The sequence below is a fragment of the Arthrobacter sp. MDT2-34-1 genome (genome assembly GCF_059091365.1).
Map to the genome: position 1 here is coordinate 589261 of NZ_JBNHGO010000002.1, position 18189 is coordinate 607449.

Consider the following 18189-nt stretch of genomic DNA (forward strand, 5'->3'; position numbering starts at 1 on the left):
CGGTAGCCATGGGCCGTGGTCGTTCCCGCTACGCAGACGTGAAGCCACTGCCCGATTGGGAGTGAGGGGCGGAGGAAGTCGCTTCGCCGCAGACTACGTTCCGACTCTTCGAAGCGGGGACTTCAACCTCAATAGCTTCCAGTTCCGGACGCACTGCTGGAAACGCAAGCGTTAACGACTCAGCGAAACTGCACACTCTTGGCCTTCAGGTCGAAGAAGGCCTGCTGAGCCTGCGCGTCGCACAGGAGCTGCCGATGAAACAGGCTCTGGACGCTCACCGGCGTTTGGAAGCCGGAGGAGTGCGCGGGCGCGTGGTGCTGACGCTACGAGATGGCCACAGAGGGGCCTCGGTCCCGCGGCGCTGGGCCAGCGGGACCCCAACGATCCGGCAAAGCCTGATGGGGGCGCTGCTGGCTGTTCCACCATGAATCTCAGATCAAAGAGTCATAGGCAGGGCCGGCCAATCTCGTGCGTTCCTGTCCGTTCCGATAGCGGATGCCCGATGGCGTGAACCACCAGGCCGACGCCGCCGCAGCAAACGCTACCTCGCCCGGAATGTCGGCCGGACACTTAAATTACGCTCAGATCAGTTCGACCGAGGGACCCTCACCGGACATACCCGCCCCTGACCCGAGCAAATGCATGCACCTCGCGGAGCGTCCAGTAGGCCCTGCCCCGTGACGTGTCCGGCCGCCGTGTGACACAGTCCCGTACAGGTCTGCACTATCGCCTCGCGGCGAGGGACGGAGCTCCCTCCGACGAGCGAGCGCATAGTTTGTCTTGCGTGAAGGGTCACCCTCACTCAAATACAACGCATCCACTGCGCCGGGGTGTGGCGTCAACGCAGATGGACACTCGGTGGATGCCAGGAAGATCACGACGGCGTAGACCTCGGCCGTGCCGGTTGCCGGAAACCAAACGCCTCAGCGCCCACACCAATGGGCTCCGGAGGGCGGATCAGCAACGATATAAGCCGGTCCCGGAGACCTAGTGTGTCTCTGCCGCCGGTCCTCCAACCCGCGGCAACTCCGAAGCGGGGCCGCTGATAGAGTCGAACCGATGGGAAGTGAACTGACTGCTTCTGAACTGCCGGCTCCCGCGCTGTCTACGCTGGCTCTCGATTCCTCCACAGACGGCTTTGTCCGGGTGCGCGGAGCTCGGGAAAACAATCTGCGCGACGTTGATGTTGATGTGCCTCGCGATGCCATCGTGGCGTTCACCGGTGTATCCGGCTCCGGCAAGTCGTCTCTGGCTTTTGGAACCATTTATGCCGAAGCCCAGCGCCGGTACTTCGAATCCGTCGCGCCGTACGCCCGCCGGCTCATTCAACAGGGGCACAACCCGAAGGTGGAGAAGATCACGGGGTTGCCTCCCGCCGTCGCGCTTCAACAGCGCCGTGGCGCGGCCACAACTCGTTCCACCGTCGGTACCGTCACGACGTTGTCCAACTCGCTGCGCATGCTCTTTTCGCGTGCCGGCAGCTATCCGGCGGGCGCTAGCCAACTGGACTCGGATGCCTTCTCCCCGAACACTGCCGCAGGGGCCTGCCCGGAATGCCACGGCTTGGGCATCGTCCACACCGTCACTGAAGCTTCCCTGGTCCCCGACCCCTTACTGAGCATCCGCGACGGGGCCATCGCCGCCTGGCCCGGTGCCTGGCAGGGCAAGAACCTGCGCGACATCCTCATACACTTGGGGTACGACGTCGACACGCCCTGGCGGAAGCTGCCGAAGAAGGACCGCAACTGGATCCTTTTCACTGAAGAGCAGCCCGTGGTGGAAGTGACGCCTGAGCGAGACCGCGTCGAGAAACCGTATAAGGGCCGCTTCTGGAGCGCCCGGAGCTATGTGCTGCACACCCTGGCCGACTCCAAGAGCACCGCTATGCGTGAGCGCGTGCTGCGCTTCATGCAGAGCGGACCGTGCCCACGGTGCGACGGCAGCGGGCTCAGAACGGAGGCCCTGGCCGTGACCTTCGCCGGGAAGACCATCGCCGAGCTCAACGCACTGCCGATGAGCGAGCTGGCCGAAGTAATCCGGCCCACCACGGAGCTCATTGCCCCTGAGACCGCCTCGCGCCAGCAGTCCTCCGGCGAGGGCAACGAGGTGGCCGTTGCCATTACCCGGGATCTGTTGCTGCGGGTCACAGTGCTCCTAAACCTGGGGCTGGGCTACCTCGCCCTGGGTCGCTCCACACCCACGCTCTCCCCCGGGGAGATGCAGCGCCTCCGGATCGCCACCCAGCTCCGCTCCGGGCTGTTCGGCGTGATTTACGTTCTCGACGAGCCCTCGGCGGGCCTGCACCCGGCCGACGCCGAACCCCTGCTCGCGGTGTTGGACCAACTCAAGTCTTCCGGCAACTCCGTGTTCGTGGTGGAGCACAACATGGATGTGGTACGCCGAGCCGATTGGCTGGTGGATGTGGGCCCGCGGGCCGGGGAAGGAGGAGGCGAGGTGCTTTACAGCGGCCCGGTGGCCGGCATCGCCGAGGTCCAGGCTTCCTTGACCCGACCGTTCTTGTTCCCAGAGGGTTCCGCTGGTTCTGTTGAAACAGCCGAAGGCGGTTCGCTGATTGATAGTGCACCCGGCGGTGGTCCTGGTGGCGACACTCGCCGCGAAGCGACGGGCTGGCTGAGGCTGCGGGACATCAGCCGGCATAACTTGCGCGGGCTCGACGCCGATTTCCCGCTGGGGGTGCTGACCGCAGTCACCGGCGTGTCCGGTTCAGGCAAGTCGACCCTGGTCAGTCAGGTTCTCGCCGAGGCGGTGGGCGCCCGGCTGAATCCAGCAGCCGCCGCTGCGGACAAGCCGGCACCGGACGGCCCGGGCGTCGCAGCCGGTGTCCCCGCAGGGTCGTTGAGCTTGGGTCCCATCTCCGGGGTGGATCAGCTGGATCGGTTGGTGAAGGTCGATCAGAAGCCGATCGGCCGCACTCCGCGCTCCAACCTCGCCACCTACACCGGGCTCTTTGATGCAGTCAGGAAGGAATTTGCGGCCACGGACCAGGCGCGTGCCCGGGACTTCGGTGCCGGACGGTTCTCCTTCAATGTTCCCGGCGGCCGCTGTGAAATCTGCCAGGGGGAAGGGTTCGTGGCTGTGGAACTGCTGTTCCTGCCCGGCAGCTACGGGCCTTGCCCGGAATGTCACGGCTCGCGGTTCAACCCCGAAACGCTTGAGGTCACCTACCACGGTCAGAACATCGCCGAAGTGCTAGGCATGACGGTGGACGCCGCCGCCGAGTTTCTCGCCAGCGTCCCCGCCGCCGCGCGCAGCCTCCGGGCCCTGCGCGAGGTGGGATTGGGGTACCTGAGGCTGGGCCAGCCCGCCACCGAGCTCTCCGGCGGCGAGGCCCAGCGCATCAAGCTGGCCACCGAACTGCAACGCGCCCAGCGTGGCCACACACTGTATTTGCTGGATGAGCCCACCACAGGATTGCACCCTGCAGACGTTCGGTTGCTGATGGCGCAACTGCACCGGCTCGTTGCTACCGGCAATACCGTCATCGTGGTCGAACATGTGATGGATGTGGTGGCGGCAGCGGACTGGGTGATTGACCTCGGGCCGGGCGGCGGTGACGCCGGCGGCAGGATCATTGCTGCCGGAACACCCGCCGCGGTGGCGCGTTCGCAGAAGAGCCGAACAGCGCCGTACCTGGCAGCCGCCCGCCAGGGGCGAGCATGACAAGACGGTGCATGTCGAACACCCCCTGCCGCCGCTAAACATCCCCCACTGAGGGGGCCCAGTGGCCGCTGGGGATGCACTCCTGCCGGTGCGGCGATCCCATACCTGGAGGAGTGGTTGATTCGCCGTGTCCGGTGAGCAACTTCACCTGCATGGCAGTGTCAGCAGGCAGGCGTGGTCGGTCCGCTTGCAACCAACGGTCTTCAGCGTCTTCCGCTGCAAACCTGCGTTCTGGCCAAGGTGTTGCTGCCCCAGGCGTGCCCGATGCTTGCCATACTGTTCCAAACCCACTTTCTGGGCAGACCACACTCTGCCCAATCAGCAGCGGTCGGGACTTTGTACAGCTAGCGCGGCGGTAGAATCGGTCTCTCATTTATCAGCAGTCTGGACCCTCTTCGCATATTCGACGATCGCCAGCTCAGCGGCGCGCTTAATATGCCCTTCGCATACCAGCCGTGCCTCTACTGAATCCCTTTGTACGGCCGCAGCGTCTCGGATCTTGCACACGTCTTCGTATGACATCTTTACGCGCTCTGGATTGATGAAGGCGTAGTGCTTGAGGATGCCGATGCGAGTGTGAATGGTACTCAGGTTCGATGCCAGCACTTCGTTGTGTGCACCCCTCACGAGAAGGTCGTAGAACCGCTGCTTCGACTCTTCACGGGTCTCCAATGTCCCGTTCAGGTATTCCGCTTCCATCCTGTCAACGTGCGCGATGAGCTCAGAGGCTTCCTCCTCGCTGGCGTACTGAGCGAAGAGCTCTCCCATGAGCCCCTCCAACGCCGCACGCACCTGATAGAGCTGGCGAATATCCTCGACTGTCAGAACGGTGACAATCGGCCCCCGATTCGGGATCATCGTGACGAGCTTCTCTGACTCCAGTTGCCGGAGAGCTTCGCGAATTACGGTACGAGACACTCCGTACCTCTCACACAGCCGAGTTTCTTGCAATCGCTCCCCAGGATGGAGAACGTCGTCGGCGATCTCCTTACGGATGACGTCGACAACTTGCCGGCGAAGGGGCGCGGCTTCTTGCAGAATAAGGGGCGGATTCACAACACTCCTGACAAGCGGACGAGAATTAAGCTCATATAATACCATATTATACGGTGTCCCCAAGAGCGACGTCGAGCACCCATTTTCCAAACTGACCAGTGCGATTTCCCATTGATCGCACGGCCTCTGCGCCATCCTCCAACGAAGCCACACGATCGATGATCGGCCGGATAGCATGCTGAGTCACGAACTGCAGCATGTGCGCGAACTCGGGCCCACTTCCCATGGCGGTGCCGAAAATCGAGATCTGACGGAAGAAGATCTCTCGCAACGAGACCTCAACCTCCGCCCCCGTTGTCGCACCGAAGACGACGATTCGCCCACCCGCTCTGACTGATTCGAGGGCCGGTCCGATCATCTGACGTCCGACGCTTTCGATCACGACATCTGCCGGCCTCGCTAATTCACGCATGCGGACGCGATCCCCGAATATGCCGTGGTGGGCCCCGAGATTCCGTGCCCGCTCGATAGTCTCTTCGCTACGAGAGGTGACTGTGACTTCGGCACCAGCGGCCCGGGCCATCTGGATCGCCAGCAGGGCAGCGCCACCCCCCGCTCCGGTGATGAGCACGTGCTCGCCTGGCTGCAGCCGCGCCCGGGTAAATAGCGCCCGGAACACGGTCAAACCGGCGAGACCCAGTCCTGCGGCTTCCACTGCCGACAGATGCGACGGCACCGGGTGCAGCTGCTCCACCGGAATCGCCACGTAATCGGCGAAGGTGCCATCTTGCACCCCACCAAGGATGTTGGGTCTGGGGTCAGGTGGACTGTCGGTTTTCACCCACCCGAGCGACGGATTGATAAGTACGGTGCGGCCGAGCAGCGGGCTTAGAGCCCCTCCCCCTAGTGATTCGACGCGACCGACCGCATCCGATCCAAGAGTGAGGGGTCGGCCCCCTGACCTTTGAAGAGCCGTAAAGTAATCGTGACGGTTGATCCCTGCCGCAGATACCGCGACCAGGGCATCGCCACTTCCGATTTCAGGTTTCCTGACCTCTCGCAGCGCGAGACCTGCAAGCCCCTCGATCTCACCGTGGGAGATCGTTCTCACGCAGCGGCCCAGCCACCGTCGACGATGAGCAACTGCCCGGTTACATATCGAGCAGCCTCCGACGCAAGGAATACTGTTGGGGGGCCCAGCTCCTCGGGCGTGCCGAACTTCCCCATAGGAATACGCGAAAGCAGTTCCGCCCGGCGCTTCTCGTCCGCGAAAAGTTCAGCCGTCATCGCTGTCTCGACATACCCCGGAGAAACGGCATTGATCCGAAGTCCCGAGCCGGACCACTCCCGACTCAGAGCGCGCACGATACCCATCAGCCCCGATTTCGCAGCATTGTACGCGACGAGATTGGGCAGGCCGAGGACAGAAGTAAGCGAAGCAACAAAGATGTGGCTGGCGTTGTGCCCTCGCTCAAGCTGTCGACGTCCGATCTCCTGGCTCAACAGGAAGGGTGCAGTCAGGTTAACCGCGATCACTCGATGCCATGCCTCCTCAGGGAAGGTGACAGCAGCCTCTCGGTGCTGCGTCCCCGCAGCATGAACGACTATGTCAATCGCACCGTTCTCTTCAGCAAGGTCTACGAATTCAGTGATCCGCGAAGAATCACCAAGATCAAACGGGAGAACATGAGCCGTTCCCTCGATCGCTGCGGCCGCCTCCTTCAATTGCGTCTCACTTCGTGCGACGAGAGTCACCGCCGCGCCCGCTGCCACCAGACTCTCGGCAATAGCTCGACCAATTCCTCGACCAGCGCCAGTGACCAGCGCATGCTTGCCCGCCAGCGAGAAGTAATCCACCGCCATGTTTATGATCCAACCTTTCCAATTCGACACTTCAAACTGAATCCTCGAACAACAGAGGATTATCATATTATCGTCATACTACAGTAGCTCACACCCGATTTCGATCGTGCGCCTCTAGCAACCCCAGAAGGAAAAAATCGGCGTGTGGGTACCCAATATTTGACCGCTAGTCACGTCATATCGTATGGTCGTATTACCATCTCGTACCACACGACGACCGCCCTTGAATCAATGGAGATGAGGTTACCTTGTGAGCGTTGAGCCGAGTCGATGTGCTCTCGTTACCGGCGGCGCCGCTGGCTTGGGTCTTGCTACCGCGCGGGCACTAGCCGACCGTGGGGTACAGGTTGCGGTCCTAGATAAGAACATCAGCGAGGAAGTGCAGTCAGATCCTCGGCTGACGCCGATCCAGACGGACATCACCGACTCGGCTGCAGTCAAGTCCGCGGTCGCGAGCTCCATTGATCAGCTTGGCGGATTGGACACCCTTGTTCTGTGCGCTGGGATCACCCACAACAAACAATTTATCGAGGTCACGGAAGAGGATTGGGACGTCACGCTCAACGTGAATCTCAAGGGCTCGTTCCTCGTCAGTCAAGCCGCAGCCCCCTCGCTGGTCGAAAGCGGCCGCGGTCGCATCGTCGCCATTGCTTCTGACGCCGGCAAACGCGGCTTCCCGTTGATGCAGGCATATTGTGCCTCCAAGTTTGGACTAGTCGGACTCTGTGAGTCGATTGCCATCGAGCTTGCTCCCTCGAAGACCACGGTAAACTGCGTCTGCCCCTCGACCACGCCCACCACAGTGATGGGCCAGCGGATGCTCAAGCTCAGGTCCGAAGTGTCCGGCAGGAGCAGTGAGGACCTGCTCAAGGACGCTGCTCGGAGCTTCCCGCTGGGACGGTACGGGCAGGAATCCGACGTCGTTGGCGCCATTTTGTACTTTATCTCCGATGAGGCCGAATTCATTACCGGAGTCGCACTCGATGTGGACGGCGGCTATCACCTTGGCAGCAATCCCGGCGGGGTCTGAGGAAAGAGCAACAACGAGGAGGCTTTACTCTTTCCAGGGTGCCGGCAACTACGCGGCGCGCCGCTTCTATGCCCCTCGATGCTAATCCCTTCAAGGTCATCTATGACCCATAGGGCAGCCGCCTCCCAGGGGTCGTTCAGACGCCAGATCTTGTCGTCGAGTACTGGCGGAAGCTGGAGGAGAGATCGAACGCTCTTGCGGCGTGCAACTGTTCTTCGGGCATGATCTCGAAGACGACAATGAGCGTCTCGCGCCCGAGGCCTGGTACGAGTACCGAGCCGGTGGCCTCTGCGCAAGTTCCCCGGCTCCCCGCAGCCATCGCGCCCACTTTAGCCACGGACTCGGGGCGTCGAGGCCAGACTGAAGCGTTTTCAGCGCGCGCAGATCGGACGAAACTCTGGCCTATCGGAGACACTTTGGCAGCCGTTAGTTTCGCCCGATATATGTCTACGAAAGGGGCAGTTTCATGCAGAGAAGAGCCGTAGTTGCTGGGGGAGCAAGCGGGCTTGGCGCGGAATGCGCCCGCCGGCTCGAAGAGGACGGTGTCGAAGTCGTCACAATCGACATTTCCGCGAATGCGGACGTCGTTCTCGACATCACCGATCACGACACCGTCATGTCTGCCATGAAGCGGATCGGCCCAGCCGACATCCTCATCAACAGCGCTGGCCTCGGGGGCCGACAGATCGGCCGCTCTGGGAGCTCGAGCTACGAGAATGGGAGCAGATCTTCGCCGTGAACGTGACAGGCACCTTCAACACCTGCATGGCTTTCGTGCCGTGCATGCTGGAGTGCGGATGGGGCGCATCATCAACATCGCCAGCGTTGCTGGGAAAGAGGGCAACCCGATGATGGCCCCCTATTACGCATCCAAAGCGGCCGTGATCGGGCTCACCAAGGCGCTTGGCAAGGAGCTCGCCACGAACGGCATCCTGGTGAACGCCGTCGCACCAGGGCTGTTTGCCTCACCCATGAACGACGGTGAGTCTGAAGAGGCCATAGAGTACATGCTCACGATGATCCCGATGAAGCGAATCGGACAAGCTGTGGAAGTCGCCGAGCTCGTCGCCTGGCTCGCCTCCGACCGAATGAGCTTCTCCACGGGGGCTGTTTACGACATTAGTGGCGGGCGCGCGACCTACTAGTCGTGCTTGGTTAGGTCTGTTGGCGTCGGTTCGGGCCGCGCTGGTTTAGGGATGCGTTCCGACGAGCTTGCCGGCGTCCGGGACTTGCTCAGGGAGTACGTGCAGGAGGTGTTCGCGGCCCTGCCGCGGAAGGTCCAGCGGGGCCAAGGGAGTCTGTATCTGCAGGACTGACGCTGGAGGGGCAGGTGGAAGTCGATGCAGCGGGCGGCCCGGCTCGGGCAGGACTACCCGCAACTGCATCGGTTCTTCTCCTCCTCGTTCAGGCGCCGCCCCACCCTGGCCTGGTCGCCAAGGCCGTGGACCTGGTATTCGGCACCCTAGGGCAGGATCGGCAACTGCCCGATCGGCGTCAGTGCCAGCGCGGTGCCGATGCCGCCTCGTGCCCGCTGCACTGGCGCCTGTTCCTGCCCGAGACATGGGACGACACCGGCGCCTCGACCAACGAGGAGGCAGCGGCCGCCGCTGCCCGGCGGGCCAGAGGGCAGATCCCGGACACCGTGCGACACCGGTCCAAGTGGGAACCCGCTCTGGAGGAGACCGATGAACCGGCCCCCAGGGCCCGGTCCCACCGCGGCTGCTTTTCGATGCGGGCTACGGGCAGTTCACCGCGTTCCGGTCAGCCCTCACCGCACGCGGCATCCCATACGTGGCCGTGGTAATGCTGGTGCCTGCGTCCGTCCCGAGTCTGCTGGCCGGCCGTGATGGACTAAACCGGGCTCGGCCTCCCGGCCCGCGCACCGTCCGCTACCAGGAGGCCCGCCTCGGCGAAGGATCTGGGCATGGCTCACCCGGACTCGTTCACCGAAACCATCTGGCGCCAAGGCACAAGGACCGCCCGGCACCCGAGCGCGGCCATGACCCGACGGTTCGCTGCCCTGCGCCTGCGCCCTGCCAACCGCAACATTCCGCGGACGAATCCGCGATCCTGCCGGCCGAACGGCTGGTCATCGAAAGGCCGGTGGAAGCGTGCCGGGCACACGGTTTAATGGCTCTCCACCTGCCCGGCACCACCCCGCTGCGACGTTCGCAGAGGCTCCAGGCATGGATCACCCGGAGAACCTGGCAACGCGTGAGTTGTCGAACTAACGCAGATGAGAGAGGAACGTCTTGGTTCGGTCTTGCTGCGGATTGTCGAGGACGTCGGCCGCGGTGCCTTCTTCAACCACAAGCCCGTCATCCATGAACACGACCCGGTCCGCCACGTCGCGCGCAAAACCGATTTCATGCGTGACACAAACCATTGTCATGCCTTCCTTGGCGAGCCTCTTCATTACTTGGAGGACTTCCGCGACCAATTCCGGGTCGAGTGCCGATGTTGGCTCATCAAAAAGCATGAGCTTGGGTCCCATCGCAAGCGCACGCGCGATTGCCACCCGCTGCTGCTGACCGCCTGAAAGCTGCGCTGGGTAGTTGTTGGCTTTTGCGGACAGCCCGACTCGCTCGAGCTGTTCAAGCGCCTGCGCCTCTGCGTCGCGTCGCTTCACGTTCCGCACTTTTCTCAGAGCCACAGAAACGTTCTCCGAAATGGTCATGTGCGGGAAGAGGTTGAATCGTTGGAAAACCATTCCAACCTCAGTACGCTGTTTCGCAACTGCGCGAGCGCCGAGTTCGTGCAGTCTTGTGCCCTTTCGCCGATACCCCACGTACTCGCCGTCTATCTGCAACACGCCGCTGTCGATCTTCTCAAGGTGATTCATGCACCGCAGGATGGTGCTCTTCCCCGAGCCTGACGGTCCGAGAATGCAGACCACTTCACCTGCTGCGACCTCGAAGTCCACCCCGCGGAGTGCCTGAAACGCGCCAAAGGTCTTCTTCACGCCCTTGATATGAACCATCGGCAATCTAGTGTTCGTCATTTTGACGCCTCCTTTGAATCGTCCAGGCTCCCTTGAAGATCGAAGCAAGACTCCGGGGAGGTGTATGGGTTGTTCCAAAGCCCCGCCCAAGCTTGCGCTCGATGAAGTACTGCCCAATGCTGAGAATCGTCGTGGCAACGATGTACCAAAGACTGATGACGATCAACAGTTCGATAGTCCTCCCGTTCACCGAGTACACGCGCGCAGCTGCGCTCATCAGCTCGGTGTAGGAAATCACCGATGCGAGTGACGTGTATTTGAGCATCCCAATAAGGGTGTTCCCGGTGGGCGGGATAATCATACGCATTGCCTGGGGAAGCACGACGGTCGCAAAGGTTCGAAGCGGGGTCATGCCGAGAGCACTCGCCGCCTCCTTCTGTCCGTTATCGATACCGATCAGCCCACCGCGAACGATTTCCGAATAGTATGCCGCTTCGGCTAGCCCTAGGCCGAAGAGAGCAGCAATGAAAGGTGTGATGACATCATTTGTTTCACCGAGAACCACCGTCAATCCGGTGCCTGGAATTCCCAGGTTGATTGTCGGAAAAATCAACGCCAAATTGAACCAGAGGATAAGCTGCAGCAGCACTGGCACAGATCGCATGAACCAGACATAGCCAAAAGCAGCGGCTCGAGCGACCGGATTCTTGGAGAGGCGCATGGCAGCCAACGTCACGCCAAGGACAATAGCTAGCGCCATAGCCGCAACGGTCAACACGACGGTGTTCTTGAGACCATTCAGGATTGTCGGATCGAAGATGTACTCCCCCACCGTCGACCATTGAATGTTGGGTGTTGCGGACACCGACTTGATCAGTTGCGCAACGACATAGATGAGGATTATGCCGACGACCCATCGCCCTACGTGGTACCTACGAGCCACAGTAAGCTCCGGGTCGCCGACGGCATCCGGACGCCCCCCTCCCCGGTTGGGACTGGGGTGCCCAGTCACTGACGTGTCAACTTGGGGTGTCATTAAAGGGGCATCCTCACTGAGTGAACTCATCGATCGGCTTCTCGTTGATCGTGATCTCGTCCAGATAGTCGGCATCCGTGAATCCGAATTCCTGCCAGAGCTCTTTCTGCTTGCCGGAGGCTCTGATCTTCTCCAGTGCGGTTGCGAGTTCCTTCGCCAGCTCGGGGTTATCTTTGGCAATCCCAAATGCGTATGGAGCCGTGGGAACGGCGTCAGACTGAACGGCGTCAAAGTCTGGATTCATCCGAGCTGTGTAAGCCATGGCGGCAAGAGCGTCACCGAAGCCATCGATTCGTCCGGACCTTACAGCATTCTCTCCTGCTGCCTGGTCGGAGAACGAGTCGACCTTCAGCTCCGGCTTCCCGGCATCGGCGCATGCCTGTTTTACTTCGTCCATTGCCTTCATATAGACAGGGGAACTTCCGTAAGTACCGACGTTCTTACCGCACAGTGTGTCCTTGTCGCCCAACCCTGCCGGATTGCCCTTGAGAACCAGCCAACCGAAGTTCGCGTTGTAGTAGTCGACCAGATGCATCTGCGCTCTGCGCTCTTCGCTCTCCGAGAACCCGCCTTGGAATGCAACGTCAATGCGTCCCGAATTGAGGGCCGGAACCATTCCGTCGTAGCCCAACTCAACAAACTTTACTTCGTGACCAGTCTCTTCTGCCAGGGCCTCCATAATGCTCGGATCCATGCCGATCGCCTTGTCGCCGTCTTTGCCCCCAAACGGCATCAATGTCGGAATGTACCCGACCTGCAAGACCTTTGATGAGCCTGATTCACCTGACTCCGCCGCCGGCGCGCCGGAACCGCAGGCAACAAGCGACAGCCCCAGACTCAGCCCCAGACCAGCCGCGAACAATTGGTTTCTCTTCTTCAGCTTTGCCACGAGATCTCCTTTGATCACAATATTGAAATTCTTAATGCTTTCCTTAATACCACCGGTGGAGACATGAAGCCGATTTCCCAGGACGCGCATTCACGCAGTGTCGCTGCATGCGGGGCCACGGGGTCCTGGGGTCGAAAGGCAAACCGTCCGCCCACCGTCGACGACGAGAGCCCATGCACTCCGGCCTTCGTCGCGCAATAACGCTGCGTGTTCCAGCGCGGAACCGAGCCCCTTTATTGAACTGATTTTCACAATTGCGCCCAACTTGCTTCGGCGCAGATGGGCACCACCGCCTGCGTGAGCAGCCATAGCGCCCGCCAATTTTCGAGTCCACGCCGAGACCGTGATCTGCTCGGTTCTCTCAGACGTAATGCCCGCATTGATCAACTGGGACATCGAGCCCTCTGCACTTCCGCCGCCTGTGGCCCCGCGCACGGACACGCGGGCATTAGGAGCAGCTCCTGCCGCCCGCGTATCCATAATGTCCACTAATCAGTTCGCGGGCAGACGCGAGGGATCGAGACCGCGCTCGGCGGCAATCGAGTTGTTCAGCTCCTGCGTACCGTCGAGATCGTATGAACGGCCAAGTACGTACGGGAAGTAATCGTCGCGGTTGCCTCCGGCTAAAACCGTCGAGTCAACGCCCCAGGTCGTCGTACCAATCTCATAGTTCGCGCCATGGATGCCCACGACCGGGATGGAGCCGGTCGGATCAAAGTCACTGCTCCGCAGAGTGAGCTTACCCTTGCCTGGGAAGTTCTGGTCGATGTACTCAGGCGTGAGCATCCGGACGACGAGCGGATCGTATTCCAATCCCTGACCGTCGGCCGCGGCGAAGGCCTTCAATTCGAGGCGACGACCCGGCACCACGGATGGACCAGCATCGGTCCCGTCCATATCAACCTCAAGCTCGATCAACTTGACGCCTTTACGTGAACCTGCACCATATACGTGGTTGTCAGCAACCTCAAGCTCGAGGTCGCCGATCTTCTTTGCCTCACCCCACATCTCACGACCCACAATCACCGGCATGTCTCCGGTCATGAGGTGGGTGAGATGGTAGCTGCCCACGAAGTCACCATGACGGGCCGGAATGTCGACAATTGCCACTTGGAAGGTGGAGCGGACACTGGACCATTCGGCCACCGAAGCCTGAGCAAGCGGTGGGCCATCAACGAGGTCAAAGCAAGGAGGTAGAACTTCCCTAATGAAGTCTGTGGTGGTCTCGAACACCACGTTCGCACTTCGATATTCGTAGTGGGTCGGGTAGACGATCTTCTTGATCGCATCGACTTCGGCGTGCGTTTTGACAAAGCTGGTGCTCATACCTAACTCCCTATCCACTGGCCCAAAATGGGCGCACCCTAATTCCGTAAGACGATAATATGGTCTTACTCACCTTTCCGCAACCCTGTGATTCAGACCATAGCCAATTGACCGAGTGCTTACGATATGGGCGCATATGGCTTGCAGGGTGTCACTCTATCGATCTTGTAATACGAGAAGATGATGTTACGCTAATCCCCGTCCCGGACAGCGGACAACTACTTAGGATGCAAAGGAGAAGTGTCATGGCAGGACGAAGCGCGACTCTTCGCGGACACGAGATCCCACTCGACCTGCTCATCGGGGGCGAGTGGGTTCGCACAGAAGACAAATACGAGGTCACCAATCCGGCCGACGGCACGGTCATTACCGAGATGACCAGCGGAAAAGTCGAACACGCCAAGCTCGCAATGGACGCGGCGGCACGTGCCCAAGAAGAGTGGACCGCTTGGTCGCCGCGAGCCCGCGCCGACCTTATGCATCGTTCCCATCGCCTGATGCTCGAGCGCGAGGGCGCGTTCGTCGAAACAATGACCCTTGAGAGCGGCAAGCCCCTTGGGGAGTCCCGCGGCGAGTTCGCGCTCTCGGCGGCGTTCTTCCTGTGGTTCGCCGAACAGGTCGCGCACCTGCACGGCACTTATGCCGAGAGCTCTAACGGTGGTTATCGCATCGTTGTCGGTCACCGCCCCGTGGGCCCCGCCTACCTAGTCACGCCGTGGAACTTCCCGCTGCTTATGTCGGCGCGCAAGGCCGGCGCCGCACTGGGTGCGGGCTGCACGGTCGTCATGAAGACAGCCCGCGACACTCCCCTCACTCAGGCTCTTTTTGCCCAGGTGCTGCATGATGCCGGCTTTCCCGCCGGCGTCGTGAACCTCATCCACACGAAAGAGACCGGTCCCGTCTCCGAGGCGATTATGAAAGACCCGAAGCTCCGCAAGGTAAGCTTCACCGGTTCCACAGGCGTCGGCTCCCAGTTGCTCACTCAAGCTGCCCCCGGCGTCGTCAACGCCTCGATGGAGCTCGGGGGCGACGGCCCGTTCATCGTGCTCGACGATGCCGACGTGGATCTGGCGGTCCGCGAGGCTATCGCCTGCAAGTTCCGCAACGCAGGTCAGGCCTGTGTCGCTGCCAACCGCATCATCCTCCACCGAAGCATCGCAGATGAGTTCACCGAAAAGTTCGTCGCCGCGGCGAAGCAGCTCAAGGTGGGTGACGGCTTCGACCTGAGCGTCGACGTGGGCCCGGTGATCTCCGATCGCCAGCGCAAGCGCGTGGGCGCTCTCATCGAACAGTTCGTCGACGCGGGTGCCGACGTGTTGCTCGGCGGCAAGGAGATTGAGGGCCAGGGCTACTTCTTCGAGCCGACCGTTATGAACCTCCGCAATGACCGCTTCGATTTCTGCAACGAAGAGATGTTTGCCCCGGTCGCCGCGCTCTACACGGTCGAATCGACGGCGCAGGCCCTCGAGTTCGCCAACGACACCACCTACGGTCTCGCCGCGTACCTATTCACCCGCGACGTCTCACGGGCCATCACGATCGGCGAGCGTCTCGAGTTCGGCATGGTCGGCATCAACCGTGGAATCATGGCCGACCCCGCCGCACCGTTTGGAGGCACCAAGATGTCGGGTATCGGTCGTGAGGCCGGCCAGAATGGCATCCACGAGTTTCTTGAGCCCCATTACATGGCACTCAGCATTGACGAGAAGGGAGCCCTCCTGTGATCGAGGAAAACCGCAATGAAATCCATTTGGGTCTGTTCCGGCAGCCCGGAACCGTCATATTCGGCCCCAGGCAGAGACAGCACCTCCCGAGCCTTGCCGCCCGTCACGGCAAGCGAGTGCTTATCGTGACCGATGCGCGGATGACGACCACGCCCGAATTCACCGAACTCGTCGCGGCCTTCGAGTCCCACGAGCTTGAGGTGCACGTATACGGCGAGGTCGATGCCGAACTGCCCCGCGAGAACATCCAACGAGCGGTTGAGCGCTTCGGCGATGTCCAGATCGATGTTGTTGTCGGCCTCGGCGGCGGCAGCTGCCTCGACATGGCGAAGGTCACGGCGCTCACGCTTGCACAGGGTGGTGACGTGCGCGACTACTACGGAGAGAACCTTGCACCGGGGTCAGCTTTACCCATCATTACAGTGCCTACAACGGCAGGTACGGGTGCTGAAGTTACCTGCATCGGCGTCGTGTTCGATACCGAACGAGGTGTCAAGGTAGGAGTCGCGAGTCCATTTCTCGAGCCTGTCGCAACCGTGATTGACCCAGAGTTCACGTTGACGGCTCCCCCCGGGCTCACCGCTGCGACCGGTGCCGACGCCCTGTCGCACCTCATCGAATCCTTCACCGCCATCGCGAAGAATCCGACGCTGGAGGACATGGGGAAGCACCTGTATGTCGGTAAGAATCTATTGGCGGACATCTTTGCGCGCCATGGGCTCGTCCTGCTCAATTCCTCGCTCGAACGCGTAGTCGCTGACCCGAGCGATCTCGCTGCGCGAACCGACACGATGCTCGCAGCCTATTGCGCAGGTATGGCAATCAATACGGCGGGCACCGCTTCGGCCCACGCACTGCAGAGCCCAATCGGCGGCCTCACTCACACCCCGCACGGGTTCGGTGTGGGCGCCCTGCTCCCCTACGTCATGCGGTACAATTTGTCGGCGCGCATCTCGGTCTTCGCAGAGCTCGGCCGCCTACTGGGCGTCGCGGACATGGCGGACGACGAGCTAGCGCATGCCCAGGCCGGCATCGAGCGCATCGACGCGCTCCTCGAGGCGGTCGGCGTGCCAGGCGACCTCAAGGAGCTTGGAGTAGACGAGGTCGATCTCGAGTTCATCGCCGAGCAGGCGATGCTGTCGACGCGGCTCCTTGCGAACAACCCGCGCGAGATGTCGCAGGCGGACGCGCTCGAGGTGCTCCGCCGGGCGTATCACGGTGATCGCTCCTACTGGCCCGCCTCGTGACCGCCGGCAGCATCGCGGTCCTCGGCGCCGGATCAATCGGCGTCGCGTTCACCGTACTGTTCGCCTCGGGCGGCGCTGAGGTTCGCTTGTGCGACCCGATCCCCGAGGCGAGGGACCGCGCCGCTGCCGAGCTGCGCAAGCGCTTGGAGCTGCTATACGGCAGCGGTCTGCTAAAGGATGACTCCGATGCCGTTCTCGCACGGGTGTCCTTCGAGTCCGTAACCGCCACGGCCGTGAAGGGCGCGGCGCTCGTGCAGGAGTGCGCGCCCGAGCGGCTCGAGCTAAAGCGCGAACTGTTCGCGCAGATTGCTGACGCGGTCACCGACGAGGCAGTACTCGCTAGCTCGAGCTCGGCGATCGTGCCGTCACTCATCGCCGAGGGCCTACCCCGCGCGGACCAAGTGATCGTCGGGCACCCCGGCAACCCCCCGCACCTTATCCCGGTGATCGAGGTCGTGCCGACCGGGGCCACCCGTCCGGAGATCGTGGAGACCGCAATCGAGCGGTACCGCGACGCCGGCCTCGTCCCCATCCTCGTACGCAAGGAGGTCGAGGGCTTCGTCTTCAACCGCTTGCAGGGCGCGGTATTGCGCGAGGCGTACTGCCTGTTGCGCGACGGCGTCGCGAGCGTCGAGGACATCGACACCGTGATGCGCCAAGGGCTCGGACGTCGCTGGGCATTCATCGGGCCCTTCGAGACGGCCGACCTAAACACGCGCGGCGGTATCGCATCGCACGCCGAGAAGATGGGACCTGCGTACGCGCGCATGGGCGCCGAGCGTGGGCAGAACGATCACTGGACCCCGGAGCTCGTGGCCGAGGCCGCCCGCCAGCGCCGCGAGGTGCTGCCGGAGGACAAGTGGCAGGCACGCGTCGAGTGGCGCGACCGGCAGCTCCTCGAGTTCCGACGAACCTTCGATGTGCCGGAAGCCTCGACGACTGCGACGGTCAGCCCGGTCGCCAGCGGGCCGGCGGCGCCCTCGCAAACAGCATCTGGTGGTGCTGGTTTTTGATCGGCTCCAGCTGGTCACACGACACCAGGGCCTGACCCCTATGAACGGGAAGATCCGGAAAAGCTCTAAGGAATACCGCCCCTGTCACACACCGCATAGAGACCTGACCGCGCGTGGAACAGCGCCGTCAGAGATGGATGCCTCCGCCAAAGGCAGTGCCTGCACTTTCCACTCCTGCCTGCTGCGCCAGTCATCCGTTTCGCGGGTTACTACCGGCAGCCGGTGCCGGATCCGGACCTCATCCCCTCCTCGGTCTGGATCCGGCACTGGCGCCAGCATTGCTCTCAAGGAAGTCTTAGTGGCCTTCAAAATCCCTTGCCCCGTAAGCCGGTCCTCCACGGCGACACTCGATCACCGCTCCCCCGCCGCGAAAAATCTCATACAGATGCTGATTTCGTCCATTCGCGTATACCCCGCCCGCAAAATTGTCCCGCTTAGGTCGC

The 18189-nt window shown here is 61.8% G+C and carries 16 protein-coding genes; 9 read left to right on the forward strand and 7 right to left on the reverse strand.

Annotated elements, in window-relative coordinates; all coding sequences use genetic code 11:
• The first annotated feature begins 230 nt into the window (after positions 1–230).
• Together AC5RVV_RS13145 and AC5RVV_RS13150 are read left to right on the forward strand one after the other, a co-directional pair.
• Complete coding sequence (locus AC5RVV_RS13145) at positions 231–428, forward strand: hypothetical protein (protein ID WP_494001886.1); 198 nt, start codon at positions 231–233, stop codon at positions 426–428.
• Between the two features lie 631 nt (positions 429–1059).
• Positions 1060–3681, forward strand: a complete 2622-nt coding sequence (locus AC5RVV_RS13150) for an excinuclease ABC subunit UvrA (RefSeq protein WP_494001825.1) — start codon at positions 1060–1062, stop codon at positions 3679–3681.
• Between the two features lie 369 nt (positions 3682–4050).
• Here the strand turns inward: AC5RVV_RS13150 and AC5RVV_RS13155 are convergent, their stop codons facing one another.
• The 3 genes from AC5RVV_RS13155 to AC5RVV_RS13165 are packed head-to-tail and all read right to left on the reverse strand — an operon-like array spanning position 4051 to position 6540.
• Positions 4051–4737 (reverse strand): GntR family transcriptional regulator, encoded by a 687-nt coding sequence (locus tag AC5RVV_RS13155; protein ID WP_494001826.1) that lies wholly within the window; start codon positions 4735–4737, stop codon positions 4051–4053.
• Between the two features lie 46 nt (positions 4738–4783).
• On the reverse strand, positions 4784–5788 hold the full coding sequence (locus tag AC5RVV_RS13160; protein WP_494001827.1) for a zinc-binding dehydrogenase: 1005 nt from the start codon (positions 5786–5788) through the stop codon (positions 4784–4786).
• Positions 5785–6540 carry an SDR family NAD(P)-dependent oxidoreductase gene (locus AC5RVV_RS13165; RefSeq protein WP_494001828.1) on the reverse strand — a complete coding sequence of 252 codons (756 nt, stop codon included), beginning with the start codon at positions 6538–6540 and terminating at the stop codon, positions 5785–5787. The genes AC5RVV_RS13160 and AC5RVV_RS13165 overlap by 4 nt, the downstream gene beginning before the upstream one ends.
• A 250-nt stretch (positions 6541–6790) precedes the next feature.
• Between AC5RVV_RS13165 and AC5RVV_RS13170 the strand changes: the two genes are divergently transcribed.
• The 4 genes from AC5RVV_RS13170 to AC5RVV_RS13185 all read left to right on the forward strand — a co-directional run bounded on the left by AC5RVV_RS13170 (position 6791) and on the right by AC5RVV_RS13185 (position 9374).
• Positions 6791–7570, forward strand: a complete 780-nt coding sequence (locus AC5RVV_RS13170; protein ID WP_494001829.1) for an SDR family NAD(P)-dependent oxidoreductase — start codon at positions 6791–6793, stop codon at positions 7568–7570.
• Between the two features lie 466 nt (positions 7571–8036).
• The gene (locus AC5RVV_RS13175) at positions 8037–8309 is read left to right on the forward strand and encodes an SDR family NAD(P)-dependent oxidoreductase (RefSeq protein WP_494001830.1); all 273 of its coding nucleotides are present in this window, start codon (positions 8037–8039) and stop codon (positions 8307–8309) included.
• A gap of 58 nt (positions 8310–8367) precedes the next feature.
• Complete coding sequence (locus tag AC5RVV_RS13180) at positions 8368–8715, forward strand: SDR family oxidoreductase (RefSeq protein WP_494001831.1); 348 nt, start codon at positions 8368–8370, stop codon at positions 8713–8715.
• A 296-nt stretch (positions 8716–9011) separates the two neighbouring features.
• Positions 9012–9374: a transposase gene (locus AC5RVV_RS13185; RefSeq protein WP_494001832.1), complete on the forward strand. Its 363-nt coding sequence runs from the start codon at positions 9012–9014 to the stop codon at positions 9372–9374.
• A gap of 423 nt (positions 9375–9797) precedes the next feature.
• Here the strand turns inward: AC5RVV_RS13185 and AC5RVV_RS13190 are convergent, their stop codons facing one another.
• The 4 genes from AC5RVV_RS13190 to AC5RVV_RS13205 form a co-directional block, all read right to left on the reverse strand.
• Entirely contained in the window at positions 9798–10571 is a 774-nt protein-coding gene (locus AC5RVV_RS13190) for an amino acid ABC transporter ATP-binding protein (RefSeq protein WP_494001833.1), read from the reverse strand.
• Complete coding sequence (locus AC5RVV_RS13195; RefSeq protein ID WP_494001834.1) at positions 10558–11376, reverse strand: amino acid ABC transporter permease; 819 nt, start codon at positions 11374–11376, stop codon at positions 10558–10560. The genes AC5RVV_RS13190 and AC5RVV_RS13195 overlap by 14 nt, the downstream gene beginning before the upstream one ends.
• A gap of 184 nt (positions 11377–11560) precedes the next feature.
• Positions 11561–12526, reverse strand: a complete 966-nt coding sequence (locus AC5RVV_RS13200; protein ID WP_494001835.1) for a transporter substrate-binding domain-containing protein — start codon at positions 12524–12526, stop codon at positions 11561–11563.
• A 402-nt stretch (positions 12527–12928) separates the two neighbouring features.
• A complete protein-coding gene (locus tag AC5RVV_RS13205; RefSeq protein WP_494001836.1) occupies positions 12929–13762 on the reverse strand; it encodes an acetoacetate decarboxylase family protein in 834 nt (277 codons plus the stop codon).
• Between the two features lie 245 nt (positions 13763–14007).
• Here AC5RVV_RS13205 and AC5RVV_RS13210 point away from each other — a divergent pair, with 245 nt between their 5' ends.
• From AC5RVV_RS13210 to AC5RVV_RS13220, 3 genes are read left to right on the forward strand one after another with little or no spacing between them, the layout of a single operon-like run.
• Positions 14008–15486 (forward strand): NAD-dependent succinate-semialdehyde dehydrogenase, encoded by a 1479-nt coding sequence (locus AC5RVV_RS13210; protein WP_494001837.1) that lies wholly within the window; start codon positions 14008–14010, stop codon positions 15484–15486.
• Positions 15483–16733, forward strand: coding sequence for an iron-containing alcohol dehydrogenase (locus AC5RVV_RS13215; RefSeq protein ID WP_494001838.1), 1251 nt, complete (start codon positions 15483–15485; stop codon positions 16731–16733). The genes AC5RVV_RS13210 and AC5RVV_RS13215 overlap by 4 nt, the downstream gene beginning before the upstream one ends.
• The gene (locus tag AC5RVV_RS13220; protein WP_494001839.1) at positions 16730–17746 is read left to right on the forward strand and encodes a 3-hydroxyacyl-CoA dehydrogenase; all 1017 of its coding nucleotides are present in this window, start codon (positions 16730–16732) and stop codon (positions 17744–17746) included. The genes AC5RVV_RS13215 and AC5RVV_RS13220 overlap by 4 nt, the downstream gene beginning before the upstream one ends.
• Positions 17747–18189 lie beyond the last annotated feature (443 nt).

Coding starts and splice junctions, on each gene's coding strand:
- AC5RVV_RS13210 (WP_494001837.1), top strand. CDS start 14,008: ATGGCAGGACGAAGCGCGACTCTTCGCGGACACGAGATCCCACTCGAC.
- AC5RVV_RS13165 (WP_494001828.1), bottom strand. CDS start 6,540: ATGGCGGTGGATTACTTCTCGCTGGCGGGCAAGCATGCGCTGGTCACT.
- AC5RVV_RS13180 (WP_494001831.1), top strand. CDS start 8,368: ATGGGGCGCATCATCAACATCGCCAGCGTTGCTGGGAAAGAGGGCAAC.
- AC5RVV_RS13190 (WP_494001833.1), bottom strand. CDS start 10,571: ATGACGAACACTAGATTGCCGATGGTTCATATCAAGGGCGTGAAGAAG.
- AC5RVV_RS13175 (WP_494001830.1), top strand. CDS start 8,037: ATGCAGAGAAGAGCCGTAGTTGCTGGGGGAGCAAGCGGGCTTGGCGCG.
- AC5RVV_RS13200 (WP_494001835.1), bottom strand. CDS start 12,526: ATGCGCGTCCTGGGAAATCGGCTTCATGTCTCCACCGGTGGTATTAAG.
- AC5RVV_RS13150 (WP_494001825.1), top strand. CDS start 1,060: ATGGGAAGTGAACTGACTGCTTCTGAACTGCCGGCTCCCGCGCTGTCT.
- AC5RVV_RS13205 (WP_494001836.1), bottom strand. CDS start 13,762: ATGAGCACCAGCTTTGTCAAAACGCACGCCGAAGTCGATGCGATCAAG.